This is a genomic window from Streptosporangium sp. NPDC048047 (genome assembly GCF_040653115.1).
Classification (GTDB): domain Bacteria; phylum Actinomycetota; class Actinomycetes; order Streptosporangiales; family Streptosporangiaceae; genus Streptosporangium.
Window position 1 is genome coordinate 46,107 of sequence record NZ_JBEZNH010000020.1, and the last position, 26,889, is coordinate 72,995.

Below are 26,889 nucleotides of genomic sequence, written 5' to 3' on the forward strand. Positions count from 1 at the left end.
ATCCCATGCCGACCGCGCACGCCAGAAATCCCGACAGGGCGCTGCCGAGGAATCCCCGGCGCGTGTGGACCCAGAACAACAGAACCGACCTCCCGCAGGCGAGACGGCGAATGACGCCGAATCATCGAACGGGGGGACGTGCCTTCTGCCGCGCCAGAATCCTGGTCGTGACCCTGGAAGAGTAACCCATCGATAGCCGAAACATCGGTCTAACACGGCGTTGAAGGCCCCGCGTGCCATATGGCGCTCGGCAGAGCATTTCTGGCTGCAAATCGGTTTTACCGGACGCCGAAAACGGCGTTTCCCCGCGAATCATCCGTGACGCCGACTGCGTGCCGATGATTTTCCCTAGGGATAGAGAGCTTTATCAGCTTCACGCCATCTTTATCGGGCTAAAGACCGGTTTACCCCAAGATCCAGGGTCCAGGAGACGATCCGCGCGATGGCAGGCCCCCGCGTGGGGGACCCGTGAACTCCATCGGCGAGCGCGGACCGTTCGCACCGGGAACCACCGGCGCGGGGACACGGACGGCACCCGGGTGCCGGTACCCGGAGGACCCGGGGCAGCGGACCCGGGGCAGCGGACCCGGATCAGCGGCGGACGACCTTGGAGAGGGTGGCGTAGACGATGATGTTGTCGGTGTAGTGACCGATCCTGGGGTTGTAGACGCCGCCGCAGGTGATCAGGCGCAGGGTGGCCTCGCCCGTGTTGCCGTAGACCCGCTTGGACGGGAACGCCTTCTTACTGACCTGCTCCACACCGTCGACGGTGAACTCCACCACGGCCTTGTCCGACCGCGACACCCTGATCGTGTCGCCGCGCTTGATCTCCTTCAGGCGGCTGAACACGGCGGGACCGCTCTTGGTGTTCACGTGGCCGAGGATCACCGAGGGACCCTGCTGGCCGGGGACGGGCCCGTACCTGTACCAGCCCGCCAGCTTCGGCTTGCTCAGCGGCGGGGTCTGGACCTCCTTCTTGGCGTCCACCCCGACCTGCGTCAGGGGCGCCAGCAGCCCGATCTTCCCGACGGAGAGCTTGTTCGGCCGCACACCGGCGACGGTCTTGAGCGGCTCCGGCGGCTGGACCACGGGCAACGGCGGCGGCGCCGTCGGGGCCGCCGCCGTCAGCGGCCCGTCCAGCCCGCCCGGCCCGACGGCCGCCGAGAGCGTCAGCGCGGGGTTCTCCTCCCCCACCGGCGGTGGCGGCGGATTCTGCGCCCCCGTACCGGTCGCCGACTGCGACTCCGCGGCCCGGTAGTACTCCTCCTCGCCACCCGGGGACAGGTAGGTGAGCAGCCCTACCATGATCGCCCCGACCCCGCCGAGGGACCCGGCCACGAGCAGCGCGGGCAGCAGCAGCCTCCGCGCGCTCCTGGGCGGGCGGCCCGCGCCGTACGGGTCACGGGGATCGTGTCCGTAGGGTCCGGGGCCGCCGTGCGAGGGCCCTGAGTACATCCGGCGCCTCCTTACCTAGCTCCGGCCGCGGAAGTGCGCCGCGCGCCGCCGTACGAGCACCACGCCGCCCATCCCGCTGCCGGCGAGCATGGCGCCGCCGGCGCCGACCAGCATGAGGGCCGAGGTGCCGCCCTCCTGCTCGGGCGCCTCACCGGTCTGGGCGCCGCCCGTGGGAGTGATCACCACCTGCGGGGTGGTGGGGGCGGTCCTGGTCGGGGTGACGGTCGCCGTCACGGTCAGCGTCGGCTTCGGGGTCGACGTGTTGCCGTTGGCGCTGTTGCTCTGGGTGGGCGTGGGGGGCGGCGTGGTCTGCGGGGGGGTCGTCGTCGGCGAGCACGAGACGGTGGGGGTCGGTGTGGGGGTCGGCGTGGCCGTCGAGGTGGGCGTGGGGGTGATGGTCACGCACGGCGACGGGGAACCCGAATTCGAGTTCGTGGGGGTGTGCGAGGGAGTCGTCGGGGGGGTGCTCGGCGAGCACGTCGGGGTCGGCGTCGCCGGCGGCGTCGTCGTCGGGGCGATCGGCATCCGCTCCGTCGGCGACTCGGTCGGCGCGGGCGTCTCCGGCGGGGTGGGGGTCCTCGCGGCCTTGTCGAAGCCCTCCGGGGCCACGTTCGGATCGTCCGTGTCAGCGGGGTCGTTCTCCGTGAGGTCCGGAGTCGCCGTGAGGTCCGGGGTCGCCGTCGGCGTGCCCGTCGGGGTGACGGTGGGGGCGGGCGTAGGCGGGCCGGTGGGAGCGAGCGCCGGGGGCGGGGTCGTCGGGAGGCACGTCGGCGTGTTGGTCGGGTCTTCCGTCGGACCCGGAGAGGTCGGCGGGGTGGTGTTCGGCGGCGGGGTGGTCGACGAGGGGTCCGAGATGACGACGTTCACCGACACCGGGTTGCTGACGAGGGTACAGGTGGCCCGGTGCGCCTTCGGCGGGGCGGACAGCTCCTTGGTGATCACCCGGAACGCGTCGAGCTGCCCCCACTTGCCCTGCTCGTCGTTGACGACCTTGATGGTGTGCTTGCCGTAGTTCAGTCCGCGGAAGCGCCACAGGGTCAGCCCGCCCTTGCCGGCGTCGGTGGACGGGGTGCCGTCGGCCTTCTTGGAGGCGTCGACATAGGCGGGGGTGGCGACCTGATCGTCGATGTAGAAGCGGACCCTCCCGGCCCGATAGTCGCGCTGGGCGACGTACTCGATGCCGGTGCCGGTGAACGTGAAGGAGGCGTAATCCTCCTTCTCCACGGTGCGGTGCAGGTCGCGCTGGTAGTCGTTGTGCTCGACCGGCTGGTTGTTCCGGTCCTTCCAGCCACCTCCGAAGTACTTCACCCGAGAGTAGTCGTCGTCGTTGACCATGACCTCGCCGGCCGGGGGCGCGAAGTCCACCACGATGTTCCGCGGCGTGACCTTGAGCGTTCCGGCCTTGTCGGTGTGCGCGAAGTCGGAGATCGTCTCGGGGAGCTTCAGGACGGTGCCCGGCTGGAGTTGCCGGGGCTGCTCCACCGCGCCCACCGGCTTCAGCGCACCGCTCCAGACACCCGACAACGCCACCGTGCCGGTGGCGGTGACCGTGGCGCCGGGCGCGAAGTAACCGGGCGAGCCGAACCTGGCGATGTCGAGGTAGCCGAGCTTCCAGCCGATGTTGAGCGGCTCGCCCACGGTCAGCGTCGTCGGGACCGACACATGGGTCCGCAGGCGTACCGGGCCGCTCCGCACGATGCTGTCCGGTCCCCCGGTGCACTGGTAGTCGACCACCAGCTCGGCGGCGTTGGCGCTCGCCTGCCCCGAGGGGAGCACGACCAGTGCCCCTCCCAGCAGACCCAGCATCGAGACCGCGACAGGCTTACTCAGCCTGGATCGCCACCGAACCACCACAACACTCCGATCGCCGGGGCCGCCGACTCGGCGCCACCTATAGCAAACCAAGGGTAGATCGTACGGTTTTCGACCTCTTTGGCGCAGCGGGATCAGGGAATCCACAGGGGACCGTGGCGCAGTTGTGACCCGCTGTCCCCCGGGGATCACCCGGCGGGAGCGGCCCGTTCCCGCCGGTCGGGGCCCGGACGGGGGCCGTGCGGGCGTCGCCGGCCGTACTGTACCGAGACGGCAACAGAATCGTATTCTGTTGCGCGGGACCGTAGGGACCGTAGAACCACCCCGGGAGGATCCGCCGATGCAGCGAGACCTGTTCGAGGAGGAGCACCTGCTCTTCCGGGAGACCGTACGCGAGTTCCTGGCCCGCGAGGTCGTCCCGCACCACGCCCGGTGGGAGAAGGACGGCATCGTCCCCCGCGAGGTGTGGAAGAAGGCCGGCGAGGTCGGCATGTTCGGCTTCGCGGTGCCCGAGGAGTACGGCGGAGCCGGCATCACCGACTTCCGCTACAACGCCGTGATCGTCGAGGAGGTCGTCGCGGCCGGCGCGTCCGGCCTGGGCTTCTCCCTGCACAACGACGTGATGGCCCCCTACCTCCTGAACCTGACGGACGACGGGCAGAAGGCCCGCTGGCTGCCCGGCTTCGTCAGCGGCGAGCTGATCACCGCCATCGCGATGACCGAGCCCGGCGCGGGCAGCGACCTGCAGGGCGTACGGACGACCGCCGTGCGGGAGGACGACCACTACGTCGTCAACGGCTCCAAGACCTTCATCACCAACGGCATCAACGCCGACCTCGTCGTCGTGGTCGCCAGGACCGACCCGGACGCGGGCGCCCGGGGCATCTCGCTGCTCGTCGCCGAGCGGGGCATGGAGGGCTTCACCCGGGGCCGCAACCTGGAGAAGATCGGCATGCACGCCCAGGACACGGCGGAGCTGTCCTTCGACGACGTGCGGGTCCCCGCCGCAAACCTGCTGGGCGGACAGGAGGGACAGGGCTTCTACCAGCTCATGGCCAACCTCCCGCAGGAGCGGCTGTCGATCGCGGTGGCCGCGGTGGCCGCCGCCGAGACCGTTCTGCGGACGACCATCGAGTACTGCAGGAACCGCACGGCCTTCGGCCGCAACATCGGCAGTTTCCAGAACACCCGGTTCGTGCTGGCCGAGCTGGACACCGAGGTCGACATCGCCCGCCACTACGTGGACAGGTGCGTCCGGGCCCTCAACGCCGGGGAACTGAGCGTCGTGGACGCGGCCAAGGCCAAGTGGTGGACCACCGAGCTGCAGAACCGGGTCATCGACCGCTGCCTCCAGCTCCACGGCGGCTACGGCTACATGCTGGAGTACCCGGTCGCCAGAGCCTGGATCGACAGCCGCGTGCAGACCATCTACGGCGGCACCACCGAGATCATGAAGGAGATCATCGGCCGGTCCTTCGGCTTCTGAGCGGCCGGCGCCCCGCCGGGCCGCCGATCCCCGGCTCCCGATCGCCCGTCCCGGCGGGCGCCGCTCCGGGATGAACGGGCCCTCCCCGGCGCCCCGCCGGTCACTCCGGGACGATCTCCTCGATCCGCATGGCGAAGCCGTCCTTGACGGTGACCTTGGCGTAGAGGGACGTCCCCGCCTTGAGCGCCTTGCGGAGCTGGTCGGTGGTGCACCGATGCGGGAGCGATCCCTTCGTGCAGATGCCGCCCTGCACGTCGAGCACCTCGGTGAACGGCATGAGCTTGGCCCGCCGCGCGGCCTCGCCCTCGGGAGCCACCGTGATCGCGCCGCTTCCATCGAGCTGCACGTCCCCCACCAGGTCCTCGTCCAGACCCCGCATGCCGGAGACGCTCGGCGTCGCGGCGGGCGAGGCGGTGAGCGTGGCCGTGACGGTGGGCACGGAGGAGGTGGGCGGGGCGGTCACGGGCGGCTCCGAGGCCGTCCCGGTCGCCGCGGACGTCTCGGTCACCGTGACGGTGGGTGCCGGCGCGGCTGAGTTGCCGTCACCGTCGCCGGAGCAGGCGGTCAGGCCCGCCGCGAGACCCGCGGTGAGGACGACGGCCGTCAGGACGCGCGATGTCTTCGGGGAAGCGTTCATGAGGCGCAACGATCTCATGTGAGCGCGTCCGGCCGTTACCCACCGCGTGATCGGCTCCGCCGACGCATACTGGTCTGCGTGGACTCCCTGAGGCGGTGGCGATGGACAGCGGGCTGATTCTGCTGATCTTCCTGGCGTTCCTGTTCGCCTGGGGTCTCAACCGGGTACGGCGGGCGCTGCGGCTCGGTCCCGTCGGCTACGCCGGCATCGTGATCGTGTTCGTCCTGGTGGCCCTCGCCCTGTGGGCGCAGACGTTCCGCTGACCCCGCCCGGACGCTCCAGGCGGGTGGCCGGCCGTGTCCTTCCGTACCTGGTCAGCGGGTGTTTCCGATGCCCCGTCGCGCCGCCGGGGCGGACGGGCCACATGCCACGGATCACGCCGGCGGCCGGCCCCGCGCCGAATGGGCGGGCCCGTCGGGGGAAGTGAGCCCGTGGGAAGGGCCATCGCGGCACGCGGGAACCCGGCCGGCCGAGACACGGTGCGTCTCACCGGGCCGCTCGCGGTGGGGTGCGGGGACATGGGAGACGGCATTCGGCAGGGCGTGGCATGGCAGGCGCTGACGGCGGGGGCGGTCGTGACCGGCCTGACGCTGGGAGCCACCGGGGACTACGGCGACGCGGAACGGTCGCCGTCGGCGATCGTCCCTCCCAGCCGTGCCTTCGGCATCTGGGGGCCGATCTACGCGGGTTCGCTGGCCTACGCCGTCTACCAGGCGATGCCGCGGCGGCGCGGTGACCACGTCCTCGGCCGCCTCGCCCTGCCCGCCGCGCTGGGCTACCTCGGCGCGGGCCTGCAGAGCCGCGCGCAGGGCACCCGGGCGTTCCTGCCCCTGGTGGGCGTCACCTGGGTGTCGGCGGTGACGGCCTACGCCCTCACCGGCCGGGACACCCCCGAGGACGGTTCCCACAGGGATCACGGAAACCACGAGGACCGCGGGCGGGACGGGTGGCGCTGGGCGGTGCGCGAGCCGCTGGCCGGGTTCGCGGGCTGGCTCACCCTGGCGTCGGCCATCTCGGTGCTCGACGGCGCCGTCGACGGCCCCGCGGCGGCCGACCCGCAGCGCCCCTGGGCGGTTCCGGCGCTGGCCGTGACCGGGGCCGTAGCCACGGCCGTGATCGCCGCCGGTCCCCGCTCGATCTCCTACCCCGCCACGCTGGTCTGGGGCCTGGCCGGCACCGCCGTGCAGCAGCGCCGCCACACCGCGACGGCGGTGACGGCGGGCGCGCTGGCCGCCGTGGTCGCGGGGGTGGCGGCGCTGCGCAACCGCCGCCGCACCCGGTAGCGCGGGAAGGCTCCGGCATCCGGGCCGGCCGGGCGGTAACGCCCGGCCGCGCCGTACACTGGGCAGGCGTCACACCGGACAGGCGTCACACCGGACAGACATCGCGAGCCCGGCCGCTTGCCGTACGCCCCGGCGCGGGTTCAGCGGGAGGAGCCCTCCAGGAGGACGCGGGCGACCAGGCCGGGGTCGTCGCTCATCGGCAGGTGCCCGCATCCCCGCAGCAGCCGTACCCGCTGTCCCGACCACCGGGCCGCCCGTACGGCCTGGCGCCGGGGCAGCAGCCGGTCGTGCTCGCCCCAGGCGATGGTGATCGGCGACTTCGGCGGGGCGGGCGGCATCGTCCACAGGAACGCGTCGAGGGTGTCGTCGAACCCCGGGGCGCCGGCGATCGCCTCGGCGGCGGCCGTCACCGCCTCGGCGGACAGCCGGTCCGGGTGGGCCGTCATCAGGCCCATCGTCAGCGTCCGGCCGATCCGGTGCTCGGCGAGGAGGCGGGCGCGTCCGGCCGGCAGTTCGCGCGCCAGCGACCTGATCGCCCGGAGCACCGCGCGGGCGTAGGCCAGCTCGGTACGGTTCCAGAACCCGGCCGGGGAGAGGGCGGTGGCGGTGCGGACCACCCCGCGGGCGGCGAGCTCCAGCGCGACGTAGCCGCCCAGGGAGCTGCCCGCGACGTGCGGCTCACGCAGGCCGAGCACCGCGCAGAACGCCTCGACCGCGTCGGCGAGCGCCTCGGGGGTGTACGGCGTGCCCGGCGGCAGCGGCGGCGAGACACCGAAGCCCGGGAAGTCCACGGCGACGACGTCCCGCTCGGCGGCGAGACGGTCGAGCACCGGCAGCCATCCCTGCCAGTGGTGCCCGATTCCGTGCAGGAGGATCAGGGGCGGACCCACCCCGCGCCGTTCGAAGGCCAGTTCCATGCCCACGAGTCAAGCACCTCGCGCGGAGACCGGCCAGCCGCCCGCGCCGTACCCCGATCCCGGCGAAGGACGCGGCCGGACGCCGCCGGGAGGTTCGGCGGCGGGACGGCGCCTCGGCGGGACCCGGCGGACCGGGACCTCGGCGGACCGTGATCTCAACGGATCGCAGACCACGGCGGACCGTGATCTCAACGGATCGCGGACCACAGCGGACCGGGTCCTCGGCGGCCCACGGACCTCGGCGGACCGCAGGACCCCGGTGGACCGGGGGCCTCAGCGGGTCTTGGTGGGGATCTCGAACCAGACGGCCTTGCCCTCCTTGGTGGGGCGTGACCCCCAGCGCCTGGCGAGCTGGTCGACGAGGTACAGGCCCCGTCCGCCCTCGTCGTTCTCCCCGGCGCTGCGGATCCGGGGAAGCCGCAGGTCCTGGTCGAAGACCTCCACCCAGACCGAGTCGCGGCCCCGGCGCAGCCGGAGCGTGAACTCCTTCTCGGCGGTGACCTCGTCGTCGAAGTCGGGCCCGTCGCCCCAGGTCTCGTCGAACGACAGGGACGACAGCGAGGGGCCGTCCATAGGCAGCTCCCGCCGGGGGACGGTGGCGGTGGCGGCGTGCAGCACGACGTTGGTCACCACCTCGGAGACCAGCAGGCAGGCGAGTTCGGCGCGTTCCTCGGGGACGTTCCAGCCCGTGAACGCGTCCGACGCCATCCGGCGGGCCTCACCGACCATGATCGGCTGGGCCGGGAACGTCCGCTCCTCGACGTCGAGGTCGTCGGAGGCGGACCTGACCACGAGGATCGCCATGTCGTCGTCGATCTCGCCCGGCACCGCGAACGTCGCCACCTCGGCGAGGTGCTCCACCGACGCGCCGGCCTCCTCGGCGAGCCGCCGGCGGAGGATGTCGAAGGTCTCCTCCTCGGTGGGTGCCCGGCCGTCGGCGTCGCGCACCGGGCGGCGGTCCACGAGGCCGTCGGTGTAGAGGACGAGCGCGGCGCCCGGGGGCAGCGTCCGGGTCTCCTCCTTGTAGACCAGGTCGGCGTGCATGCCCTTGGCGCGGACGCCGAGGGGCTGGCCCACCTCCTCGATCTGCAGTTCCCGGCAGACCCCGCCGTGCAGCAGCAGCGGCGGGGCGTGGCCGGCGTTGGCGAAGGAGAGCTGCCGCGACCAGGCGTCGTAGACGAGGTACTGACAGGTGACGATGGGCGGGACGCTGACGTCGGTGCCGCTGTCGTCGCGCTCGGGGGTGGCGATGATGCGGGTCCACTCGTCGAGCTTGGCGAGGATCTCCGCGGGCGGCTTGTCGTCCTGGGCGAAGGCGCGCAGCGCGGCGCGCAGCTGGCCCATGACGGCGGCGGCCTTGGCTCCGCGGCCCTCGACGTCGCCGATGACGATGCCGACCCGGCCCGCCGACAGCGGGATGACGTCGTACCAGTCGCCGCCCACCTGGGTCTGGATGCCCTGGCCGTGGCTGGCGAGCGGGGCCGCCGGGTAGTAGCGGACCGCGATCTCCAGCCCGTCGAGCTCGGGCAGCGGCGCGGGGGGCAGCAGGTACTTCTGGAAGGACTCGGCGGTGTGCCGCTCCTCCTCGAACAGCAGCGCGTTGTCCACGGCCACGGCCACGCGGGTGGCGATGGCCCCGACGAAGTCGCGGTCGAAGGCGTCGTAGTGCGGGCTGCGCCGGTCGGTGAGGTTGGACAGCCCGAGGTACATCAGCCCGAGGGTCTCGCCGCGCACGCACAGGGGCGCCACGATGGCCGAGGTCAGGCCGATCTCGGCGGCCAGGCGGGTGTTGGCCTCGCCGGGGCTCGGGTAGTTGGTCTGCGCGAAGTCCTCGACCAGGACGGTCTCCTGACGGCGCAGCGCGATGTCGGCGTAGTGGCCCGGGGGATAGCGGATCTCCGCCCCGAGCGGCGCCCACGTGTCCGGCGGCGGGCTCCAGCCCTGGACGTGGGTGGAGACCCTGCGGGTCAGCCGGTCGCCCTCCATCAGCTCGATGAAGCAGTGGTCGGCGAACTGCGGGACGAGCATCTCGGAGACCCGCTTGAGCGTCTCCTCGACGTAGAGGGATCCGGCGAGCCGCTCGCCGATCCGCTCCAGCAGCCCGAAGCGGTCCTTCTCCCGCTCGTTGCTGCGCATCGCCTCGCGGGCGGTGATGACGATGCCGCTGACCGATCCGGACGGGTGCCGCAGCGGTACGGCCTGCGCCCGGACGTAGATCATCGTCCCGTCGCCGCGGCGGACGTCGAACGTGCCCTCCCAGACCCCGCCCTTGAGGACGTGCTTGGCGAGCTCACCGGCGAGCGGATGGTCCTTCTCCATGACGCCGAGGGAGAAGGACTGTTCCCGGGAGGCCGCGGCCGCGGGGCGGCCGAAGAGCCTGTCGGCGAACGGGTTCCGGTAGAGGATGTTGCTGAATCTGTCGGTGACGACCACCGCCATCTCGGCGTGGTCGAGAACGGAACCGGCCGTCAGGTGATCGGCGGTGTCCGGTGAGAGGTCCCCCCACCGCTTCATCCGGTGACCACCCCTTGAGGACGGGTGTGCGCAAAGCGAACCACGGTTGCTCCAGCTGCAGTCTCGGCCTGGGAGTGGAAGCGGAGGGGCTCCCCAGGGGGATCCAACCAAGCAGAGGGGCCCTGGTCAGCGAGTGGAGACGAAGACGTGCGCGGCGATCTCCCGCGGAAGCTCCGCAAGATTGTTCTCCGCCTCGTCGTCACCTGTCACCCGCACACCGTCGTCGCTCGCCGCGAGCGTTACCTCGCGTCCGGGTTGTATCCCAACTTGCTTGAGTTTAAGCATCACAGCCGGATCGCTTTGCACTTGTTCGCTAATTCGGCGGACGACGACGGGTATATCTCTGGGTCCGGCCAGAGCGGCCATCGACGGCAGCGACTCCCAGTCGCTCCCGGCGCCCTCGACGCCCAGCTCGTCGAGGCCGGGGATGGGGTTGCCGTGGGGGTCCTCGGTCGGGTTGTTGAGCAGGGAGACCAGCCGGGCCTCCACCGACTCCGACATGACGTGCTCCCAGCGGCACGCCTCGATGTGCACCTCCTCCCAGGGCAGCCCGATCACCTGGGTGAGCAGGCATTCTGCGAGGCGGTGCTTGCGCATGACGCGCGTCGCCAGGGTGCGGCCGAGGTCGGTCATGGCCAGGTGGCGGTCGCCCTCCACGCGGACGAGGCCGTCGCGCTCCATGCGGGCGACCGTCTGGCTGACGGTGGGGCCGCTCTGCTGCAGCCGCTCGGCGATCCGGGCCCGCAGCGGGACGATCCCCTCTTCCTCCAGCTCGAAGATGGTGCGGAGGTACATCTCCGTGGTGTCGATCAGGCCGTGTGCGGTCAAGGCTCCTCCGTCCTATCTCGATGCCTCCTCGTCCATCACGCGACGTTCCGCGAAGGGCGGTGCGGGACGGAAGAAGTCTCAGACCCCGACCCTATTGGGAGTATCGGGTCCGCGGTGGCAAAGGACGGCAACACCGGAGCGCGCCCGATGCTTCCCGGACGCCTCCCGGACGCCTCCCGGACCGGTCAGACCTCGCGTGTGCCCGCACGGTAACCCCTGAACGAGGGCACCGCCAGCCCCACCGCGAGTACGGCGAGCGCGCACGCGATCCCGCCGCCCACCCAGGCCCCGGTGGCGCCGAACCACGTGGCGGTGGCCCCGGCGCGCAGGTCCCCGAGGCGGGGCCCGCCGGCCACCACGACCATGAACACCCCCTGCATCCGCCCGCGCATGTCGTCGGGCGCGTGCGTCTGGAGGATCGTCTGCCGCCACACCGAGGAGACGAGGTCGGCGGCCCCTCCGAAGGCGAGCAGCGCGACCATCGCCCACAGCGCGCCCACCAGCCCGGACGCGGCGACGCTGAGCCCCCAGGCGGCGATCACGAAGGTGAGCGCCAGGCCCTGCCGCCGGACCCGGCCCACCCAGCCCGACATCAGCCCGCCGGCGACCGAGCCGATCGCCATGCTCGCCGACAGCCAGCCGAACGCGATCGGCGAGCCGCCGAACCGCTCGGCCACGATCTGGGGGAACAGCGCCCGGGGCAGGGCGAAGGCCATGGCGATGATGTCCACGACGAACGACATCATCACGATGGGGTGGCCGGAGACGTAGCGCAGGCCGTCCAGGACGGACCGGAGGCCGGGGCGGGTCACCTCGCCGAGCGGCGCCAGGCCCGGCAGCCGCAGCGTGGCGTAGAAGCCGGCGGTGAACAGCACGGCGTCGGCCAGGTAGGCGGCGGCGAGGCCGCCCCGGGCGAGCACGACCCCGGCGACCAGCGGGCCCACGACGCTGCCGACGCCTCCGGCGAGGTAGTTGAGCGTGTTGGCGGCCGGGACCATCTCCGGCGGGACGAGCCTGGGGATGATCGCGCCGCGGGTCGGGCCGGTGATGGCGAAGCCGGTGGCGTGCACGGCCGTGGTCGCCAGCAGCAGCCCGACGTTCGCGGTGCCGAGGACGGCCTGGGCCAGCAGGGCGAGCGTCGCGGCCCAGGCGATGACCGATCCGGTCAGCAGCAGCCTGCGCCGGTCCACGGCGTCGGCGACGGCGCCGCCCCACAGCCCGAAGACGATCAGGGGGATGAGGTTGGCCGGGCCGAGCATGCCGACCCAGAACGAGGAGGAGGTGATGTCGTAGATCTGGGCGCTGACCGCCACCGCGGTGAGCTGGAAGCCGATGAACGACACGCCCTGCCCGGCCCAGAGCCGCCGGAAGGCCGGGACGGCGAGCGGACGGGTGTCCACCGCGAGCCGCCGCACCATGTCCCCGAACGCCACGATTCCCCCTCATCAAGGCTGATATATGCGGATATATCAGCAACGAGAGAGTAATGCGTCAGGGAGCCAGGCGTTCCACGACCCATCCGTCACCCGCGCGCCGGTACCGCAGGCGGTCGTGCATCCGGGAGACCTGGCCCTGCCAGAACTCCACCTCCACCGGCGCGACCCGGAACCCGCCCCAGAAGTCGGGCACCGGCGGATCCTCCGGCCAGCGCGCGGCCAGCTCGGCGTAGCGGGCGTCGAGCTCCTGCCGCGAGCCCACCACGGCCGACTGCCGCGACGCCCAGGCGCCGATGCGCGAACCGTAGGGGCGGGAGCGGAAGTAGGCGGCCGACTCCTCGCGCGGCAGCCGCGTCACCGTGCCCTCCACCCGCACCTGGCGGCGGATGGGGTGCCAGGGGAACAGCAGGCCGGCCCTGGGGTTCTCCCGGAGGTCGCGGCCCTTGCGGGACTCGTAGTTGGTGTAGAAGACGAACCCCCGTTCGTCGTAGCCCTTCAGCAGCACGGTGCGGGCCGTCGGCAGCCCGCCCGCCGAGCAGGTGGCGAGGATCATGGCGTTGGGTTCGGGGAGCCCGGCGTCCAGGGCCTCACCGAACCAGACGGTGAACTGCGTCACAGGATCGGGCGCGAGATCCCCCTCCGACAGAGGGTCGCCCTCGTAGGTACGGCGAAGGCCCGCGAGCGACGGCGGGCGCGAGGTGGCATCCACGGTTCGGTATTCTCCCGTGGTTGAACCAAGAGCATGCGCGCGCCCCCTACCTGGGACGATCGCGTTCCGGCGGGTCCGGGGCCACACCACTGTCCCCCACAGGGTTGAATATGACCCGCCGGTATCTCGACATCAAGGCTTTGACTTCAAGAAAGGGAGGCGGCCGAGAATGTCCGACTTCAAACCCGGGCTCGAAGGCGTCGTAGCTTTCGAGACGGAGATCGCGGAACCGGACAAAGAAGGGGGCGCCCTTCGCTACCGGGGCGTCGACATCGAAGAGCTGGTCGGCCGCGTCTCCTTCGGACACGTGTGGGGCCTGCTGGTCGACAACGAGTTCCAGCCGGGCCTGCCCCCGGCCGAGCCGTACCCCATTCCTGTCCACTCCGGTGACATCCGCGTCGACGTGCAGAGCGCGCTGGCCATGCTGGCCCCCGCGTACGGCTTCAAGCCGCTGCTCGACATCGACGACGACGAGGCGCGCGACAACCTCGCGCGCGCCAGCGTGACCGCCCTCAGCTTCGTCGCCCAGTCGTCGCGCGGCCTCGGCCAGCCGATGGTCCCGCAGAAGCGGATCGACGAGTGCGAGAGCATCGTCGAGCGGTTCATGACCCGCTGGCGGGGCGAGCCCGACCCCGCCCACGTCAAGGCCATCGACGCCTACTGGGTGTCGGCGGCCGAGCACGGCATGAACGCCTCCACCTTCACCGCCCGCGTCATCGCCTCCACCGGCGCCGACGTCTCGGCGGCGCTGAGCGGCGCCGTCGGCGCCATGTCCGGTCCGCTGCACGGCGGCGCCCCGGCGCGCGTGCTGCACATGATCGAGGGTGTCGAGCAGGTCGGCGACGCCAAGAAGTACGTGCAGTCCGAGCTCGACAAGGGCCAGCGCCTCATGGGCTTCGGCCACCGCGTCTACCGCGCCGAGGACCCCCGCGCCCGCGTGCTGCGCCGTACGGCCAAGGAGCTGAACGCGCCGCGCTACGAGGTCGCCGCCGCGCTGGAGAAGGCCGCGCTGGAGGAGCTGCACGCCCGCAAGCCCGACCGTGTGCTCGCCACCAACGTCGAGTACTGGGCCGCGGTCATCCTCGACTTCGCCGAGGTCCCCTCGCACATGTTCACCTCCATGTTCACCTGCGCCCGCACCGCGGGCTGGGCCGCCCACATCCTGGAGCAGAAGCGCACGGGCAGGCTCGTCCGCCCCAGCGCCAAGTACGTGGGTCCCGCGCAGCGTTCGATCAACGACGTCCCCGGCGCCGCCGAGGTCGTCCGCTCCGCCTGAGCCGTCGCGGCCGGCTTTCCGGACCGGGCTCCCCCGCCCGGCCCCGTCGGCCCTCCCCCGCGGCCGCCGCGCGATCCCCTCGCGCGGCGGCCGTTCCGCTTGTCAGACACGAATGTCTCATCATGCGGACCTCGTACGAGTCACGCGGCATGGCTCAGTAGTCTGGCGGGGTGGCTGACATCGTGATTCCCACTGACATCAAGCCCGCCGACGGCCGCTTCGGCTGCGGGCCCTCGAAGGTGCGCCCCGAGCAGCTGTCCGCTCTGGCCGCCTCCGGATCGGCCCTGATGGGCACCTCCCACCGCCAGAAGCCGGTCAAGTCGCTCGTCGGGCGGGTGCGCGCGGGCCTCTCGGAGCTGTTCTCCCTGCCCGAGGGGTACCAGGTCGTCCTCGGCAACGGCGGCACCACCGCGTTCTGGGACATCGCCGCCTTCGGGCTCGTCCGGGACAGGTCGCAGCACCTGCACTTCGGCGAGTTCTCCTCCAAGTTCGCCACCGTCACCGCCAGGGCCCCGTGGCTGGGCGACCCGACGGTGATCAAGTCGGACCCCGGCAGCCATCCGCAGGCCCGCGCCGAGGAGGGAGTGGACGTCTACGCCCTCACCCACAACGAGACCTCCACCGGCGTCGCCATGCCGATCCGGCGGGTCGGCGAGGACGGCTCGCTGGTCCTGGTGGACGCCACCTCCGGCGCCGGCGGCCTGCCCGTCGAGGCGGGCGAGTTCGACGTCTACTACTTCGCGCCGCAGAAGAGCTTCGCCTCCGACGGCGGCCTGTGGATCGCCCTGATGTCCCCGGCCGCGCTCGCGCGGGTCGAGGAGATCGCGGCGAGCGGCCGATACGTGCCCGACTTCTACAGCCTGCCGACGGCGATCGACAACTCCGCCAAGGACCAGACCTACAACACCCCGTCGGTCGCCACGCTGTTCCTGCTCGCCGAGCAGATCGAGTGGATGAACGGCAACGGCGGCCTGGCCTGGACCACCGCCCGCTCGGCCGAGTCGGCCCGCCGCCTGTACACCTGGGCGGAGAAGACCTCCTACACCATCCCGTTCGCGGGTCCGGAGTTCCGCTCCAACGTGGTCGGGACCATCGACTTCGCCGACGGGGTGGACGCCGCGCAGGTGGCCAAGGTGCTGCGCGCCAACGGCATCGTCGACACCGAGCCGTACCGCAAGCTCGGCCGCAACCAGCTGCGCGTCGCGATGTTCCCGGCCATCGACCCCGACGACGTCGAGGCCCTGACCGTCTGCATCGACCACGTGGTCGAGCGTCTCTAGGTTCCGTTCCCGCGGCCCGGCTAGGGGCCGGGCCGCGGGGGAAGACCTCAGGAGCCGTTCGGGACCACCAGGCCGGACTCGTAGGCGAGGACCACGAGCTGGGCGCGGTCGCGGGCGCGGAGCTTGGTCATGGCGCGGTTGACGTGGGTCTTCGCGGTCATCGGGCTGATCACCATGTGACCGGCGATCTCGTCGTTCGACAGTCCCCGCGCGACCAGGGCGACGGCCTCGCGCTCGCGGTTGGTCAGTTCCCCCAGCGCCGCGACGGCGCCGGTGCGGGGCGGCTGGGCGACGTACCGGTCGATCAGCCTGCGGGTGATCGACGGGGCGAGCAGCGCGTCGCCGCGCGCGGCGACGCGCACGGAGTGCAGGAAGTCCTCCGGCAGGACGTCCTTGACGAGGAACCCGGCCGCTCCGGCGCGCAGCGCCTCGAAGACGTGCTCGTCCAGGCCGTAGTTCGTCAGGATGACGACGTGCACCCCGGCCAGGGCCGGGTCCGCGGCGATGCGCCGGGTCGCCTCGATGCCGTCGAGGACCGGCATCCGGACGTCGACGAGCGCGATGTCGGGCAGGTGCTCCCTGGCCAGCTCCAGGCACTCGCTCCCGTCACCGGCCTCCGCCACCACCTCGATGTCGTCCTCCAGATCGAGGAGCGCGCGGAACCCGCTGCGGATGAGCGGCTGGTCGTCGGCCAGCAGGACACGGATCACGACACCCCGTCCACGGGAAGCTCGGCCTGTACGGTGAACCCGCCTCCGGCGCGCGGCTCCGCGCGCAGGCGGCCGCCGAGGGCGGTGACCCGCTCGCGCATCCCGAGCAGCCCGACGCCGGGCGCCGGGGCGTCGTCCGGCGTGGCCGCGCCGTCGTCGTCGACCCGGATGACCAGGGCGCCGGGACGGTAGTCGATGCGGACCGACGCCGTCGCGGCGGCGGCGTGCCGGGCGACGTTGGTCAGCGACTCCTGGACGATCCGGTAGGCGGTCCGGTCCACCGCGGCCGGCACGTCGTGCCGGCGTCCCCCGACCGTCAGTCTCGCGTCCAGGCCGGTCGCGCGGGCGCGCTCCACCAGTTCCGGGACGTGGCCCAGCCCGTGCGGCGGGGTCCTGGCGTCGTCGCGCAGCACCTCCAGGGTCGCGCGCAGCTCCCGGGCCGCCTCGCGGCCGGCCTCCCGGATCGCCAGCAGGGCCTCCGGCACCTCTTCGCCCCGCCTGCGGGCCACGTGGACGGCGGCCTCCGCCTGCACCTTGATGACGGAGATCTGGTGGGTGAGCGAGTCGTGCAGCTCCCGCGCGATGTGCAGCCGCTCCTCGTCGGCGCGGCGCCGCGCGGCCTCCTCCCGGGTGCGCTCGGCCTCCTCCGCCCGCCGCTCGGCCTGCCGCAGCGCCTCTCCCGCGGCGCCGGCCGCGATCAGCCAGGCGAGCTCCAGGGCTCCCCGGGCCCGCGCGAACGCCTCACCCGTGTCATGCATGCCCGAGACCAGGGCCGCCACGGGCAGCAGGCCCAGCATGGCCACGCTCGCCCCCACCGTGACGGCCCGGTGTCCCGCCCGCACGGCGGCGTACACCGCGAACAGGTACGGCACGGCGGGCACGTCGAAACCGGCCGCCTGGTAGCCCACCGCGCACAGCCCGGTGACGGCCAGGACGGGCACCGGGGCCCGGCGGCGCGCGGCCAGCGCCAGGCCGCCGGCGACCAGCAGCGCGTAGCCGAGCAGGTACGGACCCGTGGCGGGGTGCCGCCCGGACAGCCCCGTGACCAGCAGCACCGCCGCCATGCCGACGGCGATCGCCCAGTCCATGGCGTCCGCCCGCGCCCCGGACCGTCCTGTGCTCATGCGCGCACCCTAACCCGACGCCCGCGCGGGCGACTCCTCCGTACGGATGACCGCCCGGCTACCGCGCCCGCGGTATCCCCACGTCGGCCGCGTCAGCCTCGGCGGCCGGCTGCCGCGGCGGCGGCAGCGCGGATCGTCCGCGTCCGGCGGACGACCGGCGGCGGGCCCGGCGGGCATGATCGGGCGACGTCCAGTCGTAGGGGGAGAGGAAACACCTCATGTCCGTCCATCACCTGCTCACCGCCGCCGGAGCCACCCTGACCGAAGGTTCCGGGCATGCCGCGTCGGCGGCCGCGCACGTCCTGGCCCAGCCTGCCGGCGTCGGCGCCTACACCCTGACCGCCGGGCGTCTCTGGTCTCTGGTGGCCATCGTGCCGGCGCTGGCCGGCGTGGTCACCGGCGGGCTGGCCCTGCGCTCCGCCGGCCGTACCGACACCACTCGGAAGGCCACCGCGGCCCTGGCGTCGGGGCTGGTCGGCGTGGTCGTCGGCGGGCTGGTCGTGATCAACTCCGAGGGCGGTCCCGGCACCGGCGGCGGGATCGTCGGGGGTTACCTGGCCCTGGCACTGGGGGCGGCCGCCATGATCGTCGGCTGGCGGGCCCTGGCCCGCTCCCGCCGCGCCGCCTGACCGGCCCGGAGACCGCGCCGCGTGACCGGGCCGGAGACCGCGTCGCGTGGCCGAGCCGCGTGACCGGGCGGGAAGCCGTGCCGTACGGCCGGCTCAGAACTCGTCGGCGCCGGTGACCTGGGCGATGGGGAAGACGTGCCGCGAGGCCGCGCAGACCGTCTCCAGGACGTGCACCGGCGTGCCGTCGTCGCCGTAGGCGGCGCGCACGATCCGCACCACCCACTCCCCCGGGTCGAGCCGGAGCGCGGCGGTCTCGGAGCCGGTGGCCGGCAGGGCGACGAGATACTCCTCGGCGTGACCGAAGCGGTGCCCGAGCGCCTCGATCCCGGCCTGCAGGGTCGGCGTGACGAAGCCGGGCGCGCAGATCGGGGTGCCGCCGAAGACGTCGAGGCGGAAGAAGCTCGTGGCGATCCGCACCGGCACGTCGTCGGCCAGCAGCAGCTTGCGGCGCGCCAGGACCTCCGTGCCGGGCTCGACGCGCAGGGCCTCGGCGATGTGCCCGGCGGCCGGTTCCGGGCCGACGTGGAGCATCTGACGACCCGGACGGACGCCCTGGGCGCCCGCCTCGGTCATGAAGAGCGACGCCGAGCCGCGCACCGCGGGCTCGGTGGGCAGCGCGCGCCTCACCAGCACGCCGCGGGGCGCCGTACGGCGTCCTCCGGGGGCGTCCGCGGCGCGGTCGTCGGGTGTGGTGTCGTCCACGGATGCTCCGCTCCCCCGGGGCCGGCGTTCGTCCGGACCACTCTAGCCAGGCGTCCCGTCCGGACACCCCGGCCGGCCCCGCCGGGCAGCCGCCGTACGGTCCCCGCTCCCGTCCGGACACCCCGCCCGGACATCCCGTCCGGCGCCCGCCGTATGGTCCCGGCTCCCGTGCCGCACGCGGGACGTCTCAGTAGGCGGGCAGGGCGCGGCGCCTGCGGCGCAGGACCCCCGCCGCCACGATCCCGCCTAGCAGGCCGAACAGGTGTCCCTGCCAGGAGATGCCCGCCTGGCCGGGCAGCACGCCCCAGATGATCGAGTAGTACGCCACCGCCACGCCGATGCCGATCACGATGTCCAGGGCGCGGCGGTCGAACAGGCCCCGGGCCAGGACGAAGCCGAAGTAGCCGAACACCAGCCCGCTCGCGCCGACCGTGACGTACGTCGGCGGGCTGGTGAACCACACGCCCAGGCCGCTGATCACGATGATGATCAGGCTGGCGGCCAGGAAGCGGCCGATGCCGCGCAGCGCGGCGAGGAAGCCGAGGATCAGCAGGGGCAGCGAGTTGGCCATCAGGTGGCCGAAGCCCGCGTGCAGGAACGGGGCCAGGAGGATGCCCGACAGTCCCTCCGGGTTCCAGGAGCGGATGCCGTAGGCGTCGAAGTCGGCGGGCAGCACGTAGTCGGCGATCTCGCTCGCCCACATGACCGCGACGAGGAGGATGTTGACCACCGCCGCGCCCGCGGCGCTCGCGGCCAGGTCACCGGCCCGGCGGCGGAACCGGGCGGTGGAGGACGGGTTGGACGGGCCGGTCGGGCGGACCCCGGTCGGGTGGTCGTTCATGCACTCTCCTGGCCGTCGGAGCCTCGCGTGGACATCACGTGCCCCCGCCCGGGTTGCCCACACCTTTACGGTATGCACTTCACGGCGGAAATGCGCTCATCTTCGGGACCCGTTTCCCGGCGGCGGAAGCGCCGGCGGGAAACGGGTCCGGGACGGCCCGAGAGCTCGCTGCCGGGAGACGGCCCGGGGCGACCGGGCGGGCAGGCCCCGGACGGCCCGAGAGCGCGCCGCCGGGAGACGGCCTGGGACGGCCTGGCAGGAGGCTCCGGACGGCCGGGGAAGAGCCGCCGGGAAACGGCGGGCCCCGGAACGGCCGGGAGGCGTGCGGCGCGGAGCGCTACTCGCCCCGCCACCGGGGGGTGCGCTTCTCCGCGAAGGCCGCCGCGCCCTCCATGGCGTCCTTGGAGCCGAACACCGGGTTGATGATCTCCTGCTGGCGCGCGAACATCTCCTCGGTGCTCCAGTCGGCCGACTCGACGATCACCCGCTTGGTCGCGGCCAGCGCCAGCGGGGCGTTCGCCGCGATCCGCCGGGCCAGCTCGACCGCCCTGGCCAGCGCCTCACCCGCGGGCGTGACGTGGTTGACCAGGCCGGCCTCCCGCAGCCGGGAGGCCGGGAAGTGGTCGCCGGTGAGGGCGATCTCCATCGCGAGGTGGTACGGGATGCGCCGCGGCAGCCGCATGACCCCTCCGGCCCCGGCGACCAGGCCGCGCCTGGGCTCCGGCAGCCCGAACTTCGCCTCCTCGGAGGCGATGACGATGTCGCAGGCCAGCGCCAGCTCGAACCCGCCGGCCAGGGCATAGCCCTCGACCGCGGCGATGATCGGCTTCTTCGGGGGAGCCTCCACGAGACCGCCGAACCCCCGGCCCTCCACGACCGGGAAGTCACCGGTCAGGAAGCCCTTGAGGTCCATGCCGGCGCAGAACGTGCCGCCGGCGCCGGTCAGGACGTAGGCGGCGACGTCCTTGCGTTCCTCCAGCTCGTCCAGGGCCGCGGCGACGCCCCGGGCCACCGCGCCGTTGACGGCGTTCCTGGCCTGGGGGCGGTTGATCGTGATGACGGCGACGCCGTCCTCGACGTCGACCAGAACCTCGTCAGACACCGGTCACTCCTCCCTGGGCTGGAAACTACTTGGGCTGGAAGCGGATGCCGCCGTCGAAGCGGACGACCTCGGCGTTCATGTAGTCGTTCTCGATCAGCGCGCGCACCAGGTGGGCGAACTCCGAGGGCCGGCCCATCCGCTTGGGGAAGACCACCGGCGCCACCAGCTTGGCCTTGAACTCCTCGGCGTTGCCCGAGAAGCCGTAGATGGGGGTGTCGATGATGCCGGGGCAGATCGTGTTGACGCGGACGCCGATGGCGGCCAGGTCGCGCGCGGCCGGGACCGTCATGCCGACGATGCCGCCCTTGGACGCCGAGTAGGCCACCTGGCCGGTCTGGCCCTCCAGCGCCGCCACCGAGGCGGTGTTGACGACCACGCCGCGCTGGCCGTCCTCGTCGGCGGGCTCGGTCTTGGCGATGGCCGCCGCGCCGATGCGCATGAGGTTGAAGGTGCCGATCAGGTTGACGTCGATGACCTTGCGGTAGGAGGCCAGGTCGTGCGGGGAGCCGTCGCGGTTGACCGTACGGGTGGCCCAGCCGATGCCGGCGCTGTTCACCACGACGCGCAACGGCTTGCCCGTCGCCACGGCGGCGTCCACCGCGGCCTGCACCTGCTCCTCGTCGGACACGTCGGTCTTGACGAACAGGCCGCCGAGCTCGTCGGCGATGGCCTTGCCGCGCTCCTCGTTGAGGTCGGCGATGACGACGGTGGCGCCGTGCGCGGCGAGCTCGCGGGCCGTGGCCTCGCCGAGACCGCTGGCGCCGCCCGAGATGATTGCTGCTGCTCCGTTCAGGTCCATGAGCGGACTTTAACGCGGGGACCGAATGAAGTTCTACTCAGGGTGGCCAAATCTCCCCCACGGCGCCGTCCACGTCGGGGTAGACCTTGATGCGCCGGTCGAGACCGGTGGTGCGCAGGATCCGCGCCACCGGGGTCTGCGGCGAGGCCAGGCGGACCCCGCCGCTCTGGGCCGTGGTCAGCCGCCACGCCTCGATCAGCACGGACAGGCCGCTGGAGTCCATGAACGACAGGTCGGTGAGGTCGAGGACGAGCCGTGGGCCGTCGAGCGTGATGGCGTCGCGGATCTCGTCTCTCAGGAAGGGAGCGGTGAACAGGTCGAGCTCTCCCTCGACGGCCACCACCACGGCGTCACCAACGGGACGGCGAGCCAACCGCAGCTTCATCACTCCTCCTCGGGACCCGTGAGGCAGCCCCCACTTTACTTCGGCATCACCGCCCGTGAGGTCCCACGACCGTGCGGATCATCCCGCTGGATCAGGAGCTTTCCCTACAATCCATCACATATCACCGGCGCCGCCCGCGCGTCCCATGCCGGCGCCGTCCGGGATCGCGAAGCCGTACGGCAGCTCCAGGCGGTGGGCGGCGAGCAGCTCCGGGTCGGCGAGGATCTCCCGCGTCGGCCCGTCGGCGGCGATCACGCCCCCGGAGAGGATGAGCGAGCGCTCGCACAGCTCCAGCGCGTACGGCAGGTCGTGCGTGACCATCAGCACGGTCACGTCCAGGCTCCGCAGGATCTCGGCCAGCTCGCGGCGGGAGGCCGGGTCGAGGTTCGACGACGGCTCGTCCAGCACCAGGATCTCCGGCTCCATGGCCAGCACGGTCGCCACCGCGACCCGGCGTCGCTGGCCGAAGGACAGGTGGTGCGGCGGCCGGTCGGCGGCGTGCAGCATGCCCACGCGCTCCAGCGCGGTGACGACCCGGTGCTCCAGCTCGTCGCCCCGGACGCCCATGTTGGCCGGGCCGAAGGCGACGTCCTCGCGGACGGTCGGCATGAAGAGCTGGTCGTCGGGGTCCTGGAAGACCAGCCCGACCCGCCTGCGGATCTCCTTGAGCGAGTCTCCCCCCACCGGCAGCCCGGCCACGGTCACCGTGCCGTGGCCGGCGGTCAGGATGCCGTTGAGGTGCATCACCAGCGTGGTCTTGCCCGCGCCGTTCGGGCCGAGCAGCGCCGCCCGCTCCCCCCGCTCCAGGCGGAGGTCAACGCCGAACAGCGCCTGCGTGCCGTCCGGGTAGGCGTACGCCAGCCGGCTCACCTCCAGCGACGGCACGGCGGCCGTACCCGTCTCCGCGCCCGTGCCCATCTCCGGACCCGCGTCGGCGCCCGTACCCGCGCCCGTCCCAGCGCTCACGCCAGCCCCCAGACTCCCAGCAGCGCCGCGAGCGCCACGCCAGGCAACATACCGGCGGCCAGCCACTGCCGCGACGAGGCGGACGCGTCGGCGAGCACCGGCATCGACCCGGTGTAGCCGCGGCTGAGCATCGCCAGGTGCACCCGCTCGCCCCGCTCGTAGGACCGGATGAACAGCGCGCCCGCCGACCTGGCGATCACCGGGATGTGCCGGACGTCCCGCGCGGCGAACCCCCGCGACTCCCTGGCCACCCGCATGCGCCGCATCTCGGCGAGGATCACGTCCAGGTAGCGGAGCATGAACATGGCGATCTGCACCAGCAGCTGCGGCAGCCTGAGCCGCTGCGCGCCCAGCAGGATCATCCGCGGGTCGGTGGTGGCCGCGAGCAGGACGCTCGCCAGCACCCCCAGGGTGGCCTTGACCAGGATGTTCCACGCCGCCCACAGCCCGGCCACGCTGAGCGACAGCCCGAGGAACGGCGTCCGTCCGCCGGACCCGACGAACGGCAGGGCCACGGCGAACACCACGAACGGCACCTCGACCGCCATCCGCCGCAGCAGGAAGCCCGGCGGGACCCGCGCGATCACCGCCACGGCCGCCAGCAGCGCGCCGTAGCAGGCGAACAGGCCGAACCACTCGCGCGGGGTGGCGACCACCACCAGCGCGAAGCACACCACCGCCGCCAGCTTGCACTGCGGCGGCAGCCGGTGGACGGGTGAGTCTCCCGGCAGGTGGAGGCGGTGGTGGTGCCCGGCGCCCATCAGGCCGCCGCCCCCTCCCGCGTACGGCGCCGCACGGCGGTGAACAGCCCGCCGCCGACCGCCAGCGTCACCCCGGCGCCGAGCAGGCCCGCCACCCCGACCGGGAGGCCGCCCTGCTCGCCGTAGTCGGCCAGCGGCTGGTCGCCCAGCGCGTGGTCGGTGGCGCGGTCGGCGAAGCCCTTGTCCTCGGCGACCCGCTCCAGGCCGTCGGGCGAGGCGGAGGCGTAGAAGCTGACGCCGCCGGCCAGCACCGCGGTCAGCGCGATGGCGGCCGGGGCGAACCAGCCGAGACGCCGGCGCGGGGCGGTCGTCGTGTTCCCCGTGTTCCCGGCCTCGACCTCCTCGCCGCCGGGACCGCGCAGGACCAGCGGGGCGGCCAGGCCGCGCGCGCCGTACACCAGGTCGGGGCGGACGGCCAGGACGGTGCTGACGGTGACCGCGGTGATCAGGCCCTCGCCGATGCCGATGAGCGTGTGCACGCCGCCCATGGCCGCGGCGACCGTGCCGACCGCGACGGGCGCGGTGCCGCCGAGCCAGAACAGCAGGGTGAACGCCAGCGCCGTGACGGGCACCGAGAGCAGCGCGGCGGCGAAGGAGGCGGCGACGACCGCCCCGCGGCCGCGCGCGACCCGGGTGACGAGCCGGAAGACGCCCCAGGCCACGAGGACCGAGACGATGCCCATGAGCGTGATGTTGACGCCCAGCGCGGTCAGGCCGCCGTCCGCGAAGAAGAAGCCCTGCACCAGGAGCACGACGGCCATGCACAGCACCGCCGTGTACGGTCCCACGAGGATCGCGGCGAGCGCGCCGCCGAGGAGGTGGCCGCTGGTGCCCGCCGCCACCGGGAAGTTCAGCATCTGGACGGCGAAGACGAAGGCGGCGACCAGGCCCGCCATCGGGGCCGTCCGGTCGTCGAGCTCGCGGCGGGCGCCGCGCAGCGCCACCGCCACCCCCGCCGCGGCGACGACGCCGGCCGACAGTGATACGGCCGGGGTGAAGAATCCATCGGGTACGTGCACGGCGAACCTCCCAAGTGCGGCATCGCCCCCATACTTTAGGCCATCGACTTGTAGTTGCAATTAAGTGGCATTAACGGAGCAGTCTCCGGACGAACGTCCCGGGGGTGAGGGTCCGCACCGCCGTGCTCAGCCGCCCCTTGCCCGCCGTCGCGTAGGGGCGGACGTTCCGCCGGACCAGGCCGCGCCACCAGGTGCGCGGCGGCGCGATCGCCTCCGCCGACGCCTCGATCCGGAAGAGCGCGGGCGGGCCGCCGAGATCGAGCTCCAGGTAGGCGTCCCAGGTACCGGGCCCGAGCCGGCTCGCCGCCTGCCGCACCGCGAACGCGCCGCCCTCCCCGGCGACGACCGGCTCGCGGCGCTCCCGGCCCGAGCACCGCTCCCGCCAGACCAGGTGCCGTACGGCGCGCGCCGCCGGCCGGGCCGCGCCCACGCTGACCTCCCCGTCGATCGCCAGCCGGTGGCCGAACATCCAGCGGGTCCGCGTCAGGCGCACGTTGCCCGGGACGCTGACCACGTGGCCGCCGACGTCGACGCTGAGGTTGCCGTGCGGCCGGGTGAAGTACGGCAGCGCCACGACGCCGCCCGTCACCCGGGGCGTGGGCGGGACGACCAGCCCGGCGCGGTCGGCGCCCAGCCGGGCCAGCCGGGCGACCCCCTCGCACTCGATCCGCACGTGGACGTCCCAGACGCCGGAGGACAGCGCCGCGACGTCGATCGGCCCGACGAAGCCCTCGGGCCCGCCGGTGACCGGGACCACGACGTCGCGGGGCCGCTCCGGGCCCTCGTGACGCCGCCGCAGGACCAGTGCGAGGCCGCCCACCTCCGGCTCCGGGCCGTCGCCCCCGACCGGCGCGCCGAACGCCACCCGGCCGGAGACGGCCAGCCGCCCCTCGGCGTCCCAGCGCAGGCCGGTGAGCTCGCGCCGGATCGCGGCCGACTCGACGTGCGCCAGCCGGACGAGGCGGTCGATGTCCCGGAGCGCGGCGAGCCGGCTGCGGTCGATGGCCCGCAGCCGGTCGCGGACCCCGTCGGTCAGCCAGCGGTCGCACAGGTCGGCCACCTCGGCGGCGATCTCCTCCCGCCGGGCGGGGCCCGCCTCCAGGAACGGCCTGCCCAGGCTGCCGAAGGCGTCCATCCGGAAGTGCCGCCGCAGCAGGTGGTCGCGGAGCGCCCCCGGCCGGACGTGGGAGGTCATCACCTCGATCGGCTTCCTGATCATCCGCAGCCAGGCGACCGGGTCGCGGCTGTCCGGCCGCTGCATGATGCTGCTGCCGTCGGGCCGGTCGACCAGGTGGTAGCAGTCGTAGTCGGCGACCACCGAGATCACCTCGGCGTGGCAGTAGGCGTGGGTGGTGAAGACCACGTCCTCGCCCACCAGCAGGCTCTCGTCGAAGCGGATCGCGTGGCGTTCCAGCATCTCCCGGCGGAACAGCTTGAAGCAGCTCAGGCTGTTGTAGACCGCGCTGTCGCCGAGCGGCACCCGGTCGGCGTTCTCGTGGAACATCGAGACCGGCGCGCGCCGGCCGTGCCCGACGATCTTCCCGAGGACGATGTCGGAGCCGTTGCGGTCGGCCATGGCGAGCATCCGCTCCAGCGCCTCCGGGCCGAGGTGGTCGTCGGCGTCGCAGAAGAACACGTATCTGCCGCGGGCATGGGAGAGCCCGACGTTGCGGGGACGGCCCGCGCCGCCGGAGTGTCCCTGCCGGAGGACCCGCACCACTCCGGGATGGCACGCGGCGTAGAGGTCGAGCAGCTCGGCGCCGCCGTCGGTGGAGCCGTCGTCCACCACGACGATCTCCCGGGAGACCCGCTGGACCAGGATGGACGTCAGGCACCGGTCGAGGTAGGGGCGGCAGTTGTGGACCGGCACGACGACGCTGACGTCGATGTCGCGCAGCACGTCCACGTGGGGCGGGGCCCCCGCGCGGGCCGTCCCCCGGCGCCCGGCCCCTCCCGCGGGGCCCGCTCCCGTCGTCTCCCCGGCCTCCCCGCCATGGCCGGTCCGGACTCGCTGAAGGATCGTCCCCGTCACCGCCGCGCCCCTCGTCGGTTACTTTCCGCTTTCTTGGCGTTACAGTATGCGTCGTGGAACCCTCCGCCCGTGGCGGATCCGCGGTGTTGGTCCGCCGGTCTTCGGGCCGCCGCGCCATCGGAGGCGGAGAACACCCGGTTCGTACGGTTCGCCGCCGCACCGGCGTCCGGCGGGCGGGTCCGCGGG

The 26,889-nt window shown here is 73.0% G+C and carries 25 protein-coding genes; 6 read left to right on the plus strand and 19 right to left on the minus strand.

The window, feature by feature from the left end:
• Positions 1-591: 591 nt before the first annotated feature.
• Both AB0D67_RS19115 and AB0D67_RS19120 read right to left on the minus strand, forming a co-directional pair.
• The gene (locus AB0D67_RS19115) at positions 592-1,455 is read right to left on the minus strand and encodes a class F sortase (RefSeq protein ID WP_362936852.1); all 864 of its coding nucleotides are present in this window, start codon (positions 1,453-1,455) and stop codon (positions 592-594) included.
• Between the two features lie 15 nt (positions 1,456-1,470).
• On the minus strand, positions 1,471-3,261 hold the full coding sequence (locus tag AB0D67_RS19120) for a hypothetical protein (RefSeq protein ID WP_362936855.1): 1,791 nt from the start codon (positions 3,259-3,261) through the stop codon (positions 1,471-1,473).
• Positions 3,262-3,607: 346 nt separating this feature from the next.
• Between AB0D67_RS19120 and AB0D67_RS19125 the strand changes: the two genes are divergently transcribed.
• A complete protein-coding gene (locus AB0D67_RS19125) occupies positions 3,608-4,753 on the plus strand; it encodes an acyl-CoA dehydrogenase family protein (protein ID WP_362936858.1) in 1,146 nt (381 codons plus the stop codon).
• 100 nt (positions 4,754-4,853) lie between these two features.
• On the opposite strand, the gene AB0D67_RS19130 is transcribed toward AB0D67_RS19125, so the two are convergent.
• Positions 4,854-5,390 carry a hypothetical protein gene (locus AB0D67_RS19130; protein WP_362936861.1) on the minus strand — a complete coding sequence of 179 codons (537 nt, stop codon included), beginning with the start codon at positions 5,388-5,390 and terminating at the stop codon, positions 4,854-4,856.
• A gap of 101 nt (positions 5,391-5,491) precedes the next feature.
• On the opposite strand from AB0D67_RS19130, the gene AB0D67_RS19135 reads away from it, so the two are divergent.
• Together AB0D67_RS19135 and AB0D67_RS19140 are read left to right on the plus strand one after the other, a co-directional pair.
• Entirely contained in the window at positions 5,492-5,653 is a 162-nt protein-coding gene (locus AB0D67_RS19135) for a hypothetical protein (RefSeq protein WP_362936864.1), read from the plus strand.
• A 255-nt stretch (positions 5,654-5,908) separates the two neighbouring features.
• A complete protein-coding gene (locus AB0D67_RS19140; protein ID WP_362936867.1) occupies positions 5,909-6,673 on the plus strand; it encodes a hypothetical protein in 765 nt (254 codons plus the stop codon).
• 140 nt (positions 6,674-6,813) lie between these two features.
• Here the strand turns inward: AB0D67_RS19140 and AB0D67_RS19145 are convergent, their stop codons facing one another.
• The 5 genes from AB0D67_RS19145 to pdxH all read right to left on the minus strand — a co-directional run bounded on the left by AB0D67_RS19145 (position 6,814) and on the right by pdxH (position 13,077).
• Positions 6,814-7,590: an alpha/beta fold hydrolase gene (locus tag AB0D67_RS19145; RefSeq protein ID WP_362937118.1), complete on the minus strand. Its 777-nt coding sequence runs from the start codon at positions 7,588-7,590 to the stop codon at positions 6,814-6,816.
• Between the two features lie 273 nt (positions 7,591-7,863).
• On the minus strand, positions 7,864-10,104 hold the full coding sequence (locus tag AB0D67_RS19150) for a SpoIIE family protein phosphatase (protein WP_362936870.1): 2,241 nt from the start codon (positions 10,102-10,104) through the stop codon (positions 7,864-7,866).
• A gap of 126 nt (positions 10,105-10,230) precedes the next feature.
• Positions 10,231-10,932, minus strand: coding sequence for a metal-dependent transcriptional regulator (locus AB0D67_RS19155; protein ID WP_362936873.1), 702 nt, complete (start codon positions 10,930-10,932; stop codon positions 10,231-10,233).
• 185 nt (positions 10,933-11,117) lie between these two features.
• Complete coding sequence (locus AB0D67_RS19160; RefSeq protein WP_362936876.1) at positions 11,118-12,365, minus strand: MFS transporter; 1,248 nt, start codon at positions 12,363-12,365, stop codon at positions 11,118-11,120.
• Between the two features lie 58 nt (positions 12,366-12,423).
• Positions 12,424-13,077 carry a pyridoxamine 5'-phosphate oxidase gene (gene pdxH / locus AB0D67_RS19165; protein WP_362936879.1) on the minus strand — a complete coding sequence of 218 codons (654 nt, stop codon included), beginning with the start codon at positions 13,075-13,077 and terminating at the stop codon, positions 12,424-12,426.
• Between the two features lie 169 nt (positions 13,078-13,246).
• On the opposite strand from pdxH, the gene AB0D67_RS19170 reads away from it, so the two are divergent.
• The gene (locus AB0D67_RS19170; RefSeq protein WP_362936882.1) at positions 13,247-14,353 is read left to right on the plus strand and encodes a citrate synthase 2; all 1,107 of its coding nucleotides are present in this window, start codon (positions 13,247-13,249) and stop codon (positions 14,351-14,353) included.
• 170 nt (positions 14,354-14,523) lie between these two features.
• A complete protein-coding gene (gene serC, locus AB0D67_RS19175) occupies positions 14,524-15,633 on the plus strand; it encodes a phosphoserine transaminase (protein ID WP_362936885.1) in 1,110 nt (369 codons plus the stop codon).
• A 47-nt stretch (positions 15,634-15,680) separates the two neighbouring features.
• On the opposite strand, the gene AB0D67_RS19180 is transcribed toward serC, so the two are convergent.
• Positions 15,681-16,343 carry a response regulator transcription factor gene (locus tag AB0D67_RS19180; protein WP_362936888.1) on the minus strand — a complete coding sequence of 221 codons (663 nt, stop codon included), beginning with the start codon at positions 16,341-16,343 and terminating at the stop codon, positions 15,681-15,683.
• Positions 16,340-17,467, minus strand: coding sequence for a histidine kinase (locus AB0D67_RS19185; RefSeq protein ID WP_362936891.1), 1,128 nt, complete (start codon positions 17,465-17,467; stop codon positions 16,340-16,342). Before AB0D67_RS19185 ends, AB0D67_RS19180 begins: the two co-directional genes overlap by 4 nt.
• 218 nt (positions 17,468-17,685) lie before the next feature.
• Between AB0D67_RS19185 and AB0D67_RS19190 the strand changes: the two genes are divergently transcribed.
• Complete coding sequence (locus AB0D67_RS19190; RefSeq protein WP_362936894.1) at positions 17,686-18,096, plus strand: DUF6223 family protein; 411 nt, start codon at positions 17,686-17,688, stop codon at positions 18,094-18,096.
• A 93-nt stretch (positions 18,097-18,189) separates the two neighbouring features.
• Here the strand turns inward: AB0D67_RS19190 and AB0D67_RS19195 are convergent, their stop codons facing one another.
• The 9 genes from AB0D67_RS19195 to AB0D67_RS19235 form a co-directional block, all read right to left on the minus strand.
• Positions 18,190-18,798 (minus strand): UTRA domain-containing protein, encoded by a 609-nt coding sequence (locus AB0D67_RS19195; RefSeq protein WP_362936897.1) that lies wholly within the window; start codon positions 18,796-18,798, stop codon positions 18,190-18,192.
• A 187-nt stretch (positions 18,799-18,985) separates the two neighbouring features.
• Positions 18,986-19,639, minus strand: a complete 654-nt coding sequence (locus AB0D67_RS19200; protein WP_362936900.1) for a rhomboid family intramembrane serine protease — start codon at positions 19,637-19,639, stop codon at positions 18,986-18,988.
• Positions 19,640-19,976: 337 nt separating this feature from the next.
• On the minus strand, positions 19,977-20,741 hold the full coding sequence (locus AB0D67_RS19205) for a crotonase/enoyl-CoA hydratase family protein (RefSeq protein WP_362936903.1): 765 nt from the start codon (positions 20,739-20,741) through the stop codon (positions 19,977-19,979).
• Positions 20,742-20,766: 25 nt separating this feature from the next.
• Entirely contained in the window at positions 20,767-21,540 is a 774-nt protein-coding gene (locus AB0D67_RS19210; RefSeq protein WP_362936906.1) for an SDR family NAD(P)-dependent oxidoreductase, read from the minus strand.
• A gap of 37 nt (positions 21,541-21,577) precedes the next feature.
• Positions 21,578-21,925 carry an STAS domain-containing protein gene (locus AB0D67_RS19215; RefSeq protein ID WP_362936909.1) on the minus strand — a complete coding sequence of 116 codons (348 nt, stop codon included), beginning with the start codon at positions 21,923-21,925 and terminating at the stop codon, positions 21,578-21,580.
• Between the two features lie 114 nt (positions 21,926-22,039).
• Positions 22,040-22,843, minus strand: coding sequence for an ABC transporter ATP-binding protein (locus AB0D67_RS19220; protein WP_362937121.1), 804 nt, complete (start codon positions 22,841-22,843; stop codon positions 22,040-22,042).
• A gap of 44 nt (positions 22,844-22,887) precedes the next feature.
• On the minus strand, positions 22,888-23,652 hold the full coding sequence (cbiQ, locus tag AB0D67_RS19225; RefSeq protein ID WP_362936912.1) for a cobalt ECF transporter T component CbiQ: 765 nt from the start codon (positions 23,650-23,652) through the stop codon (positions 22,888-22,890).
• A complete protein-coding gene (locus AB0D67_RS19230; protein ID WP_362936915.1) occupies positions 23,652-24,671 on the minus strand; it encodes an energy-coupling factor ABC transporter permease in 1,020 nt (339 codons plus the stop codon). Before AB0D67_RS19230 ends, cbiQ begins: the two co-directional genes overlap by 1 nt.
• Positions 24,672-24,741: 70 nt before the next feature.
• On the minus strand, positions 24,742-26,577 hold the full coding sequence (locus AB0D67_RS19235; protein ID WP_362936918.1) for a glycosyltransferase family 2 protein: 1,836 nt from the start codon (positions 26,575-26,577) through the stop codon (positions 24,742-24,744).
• Positions 26,578-26,889 lie beyond the last annotated feature (312 nt).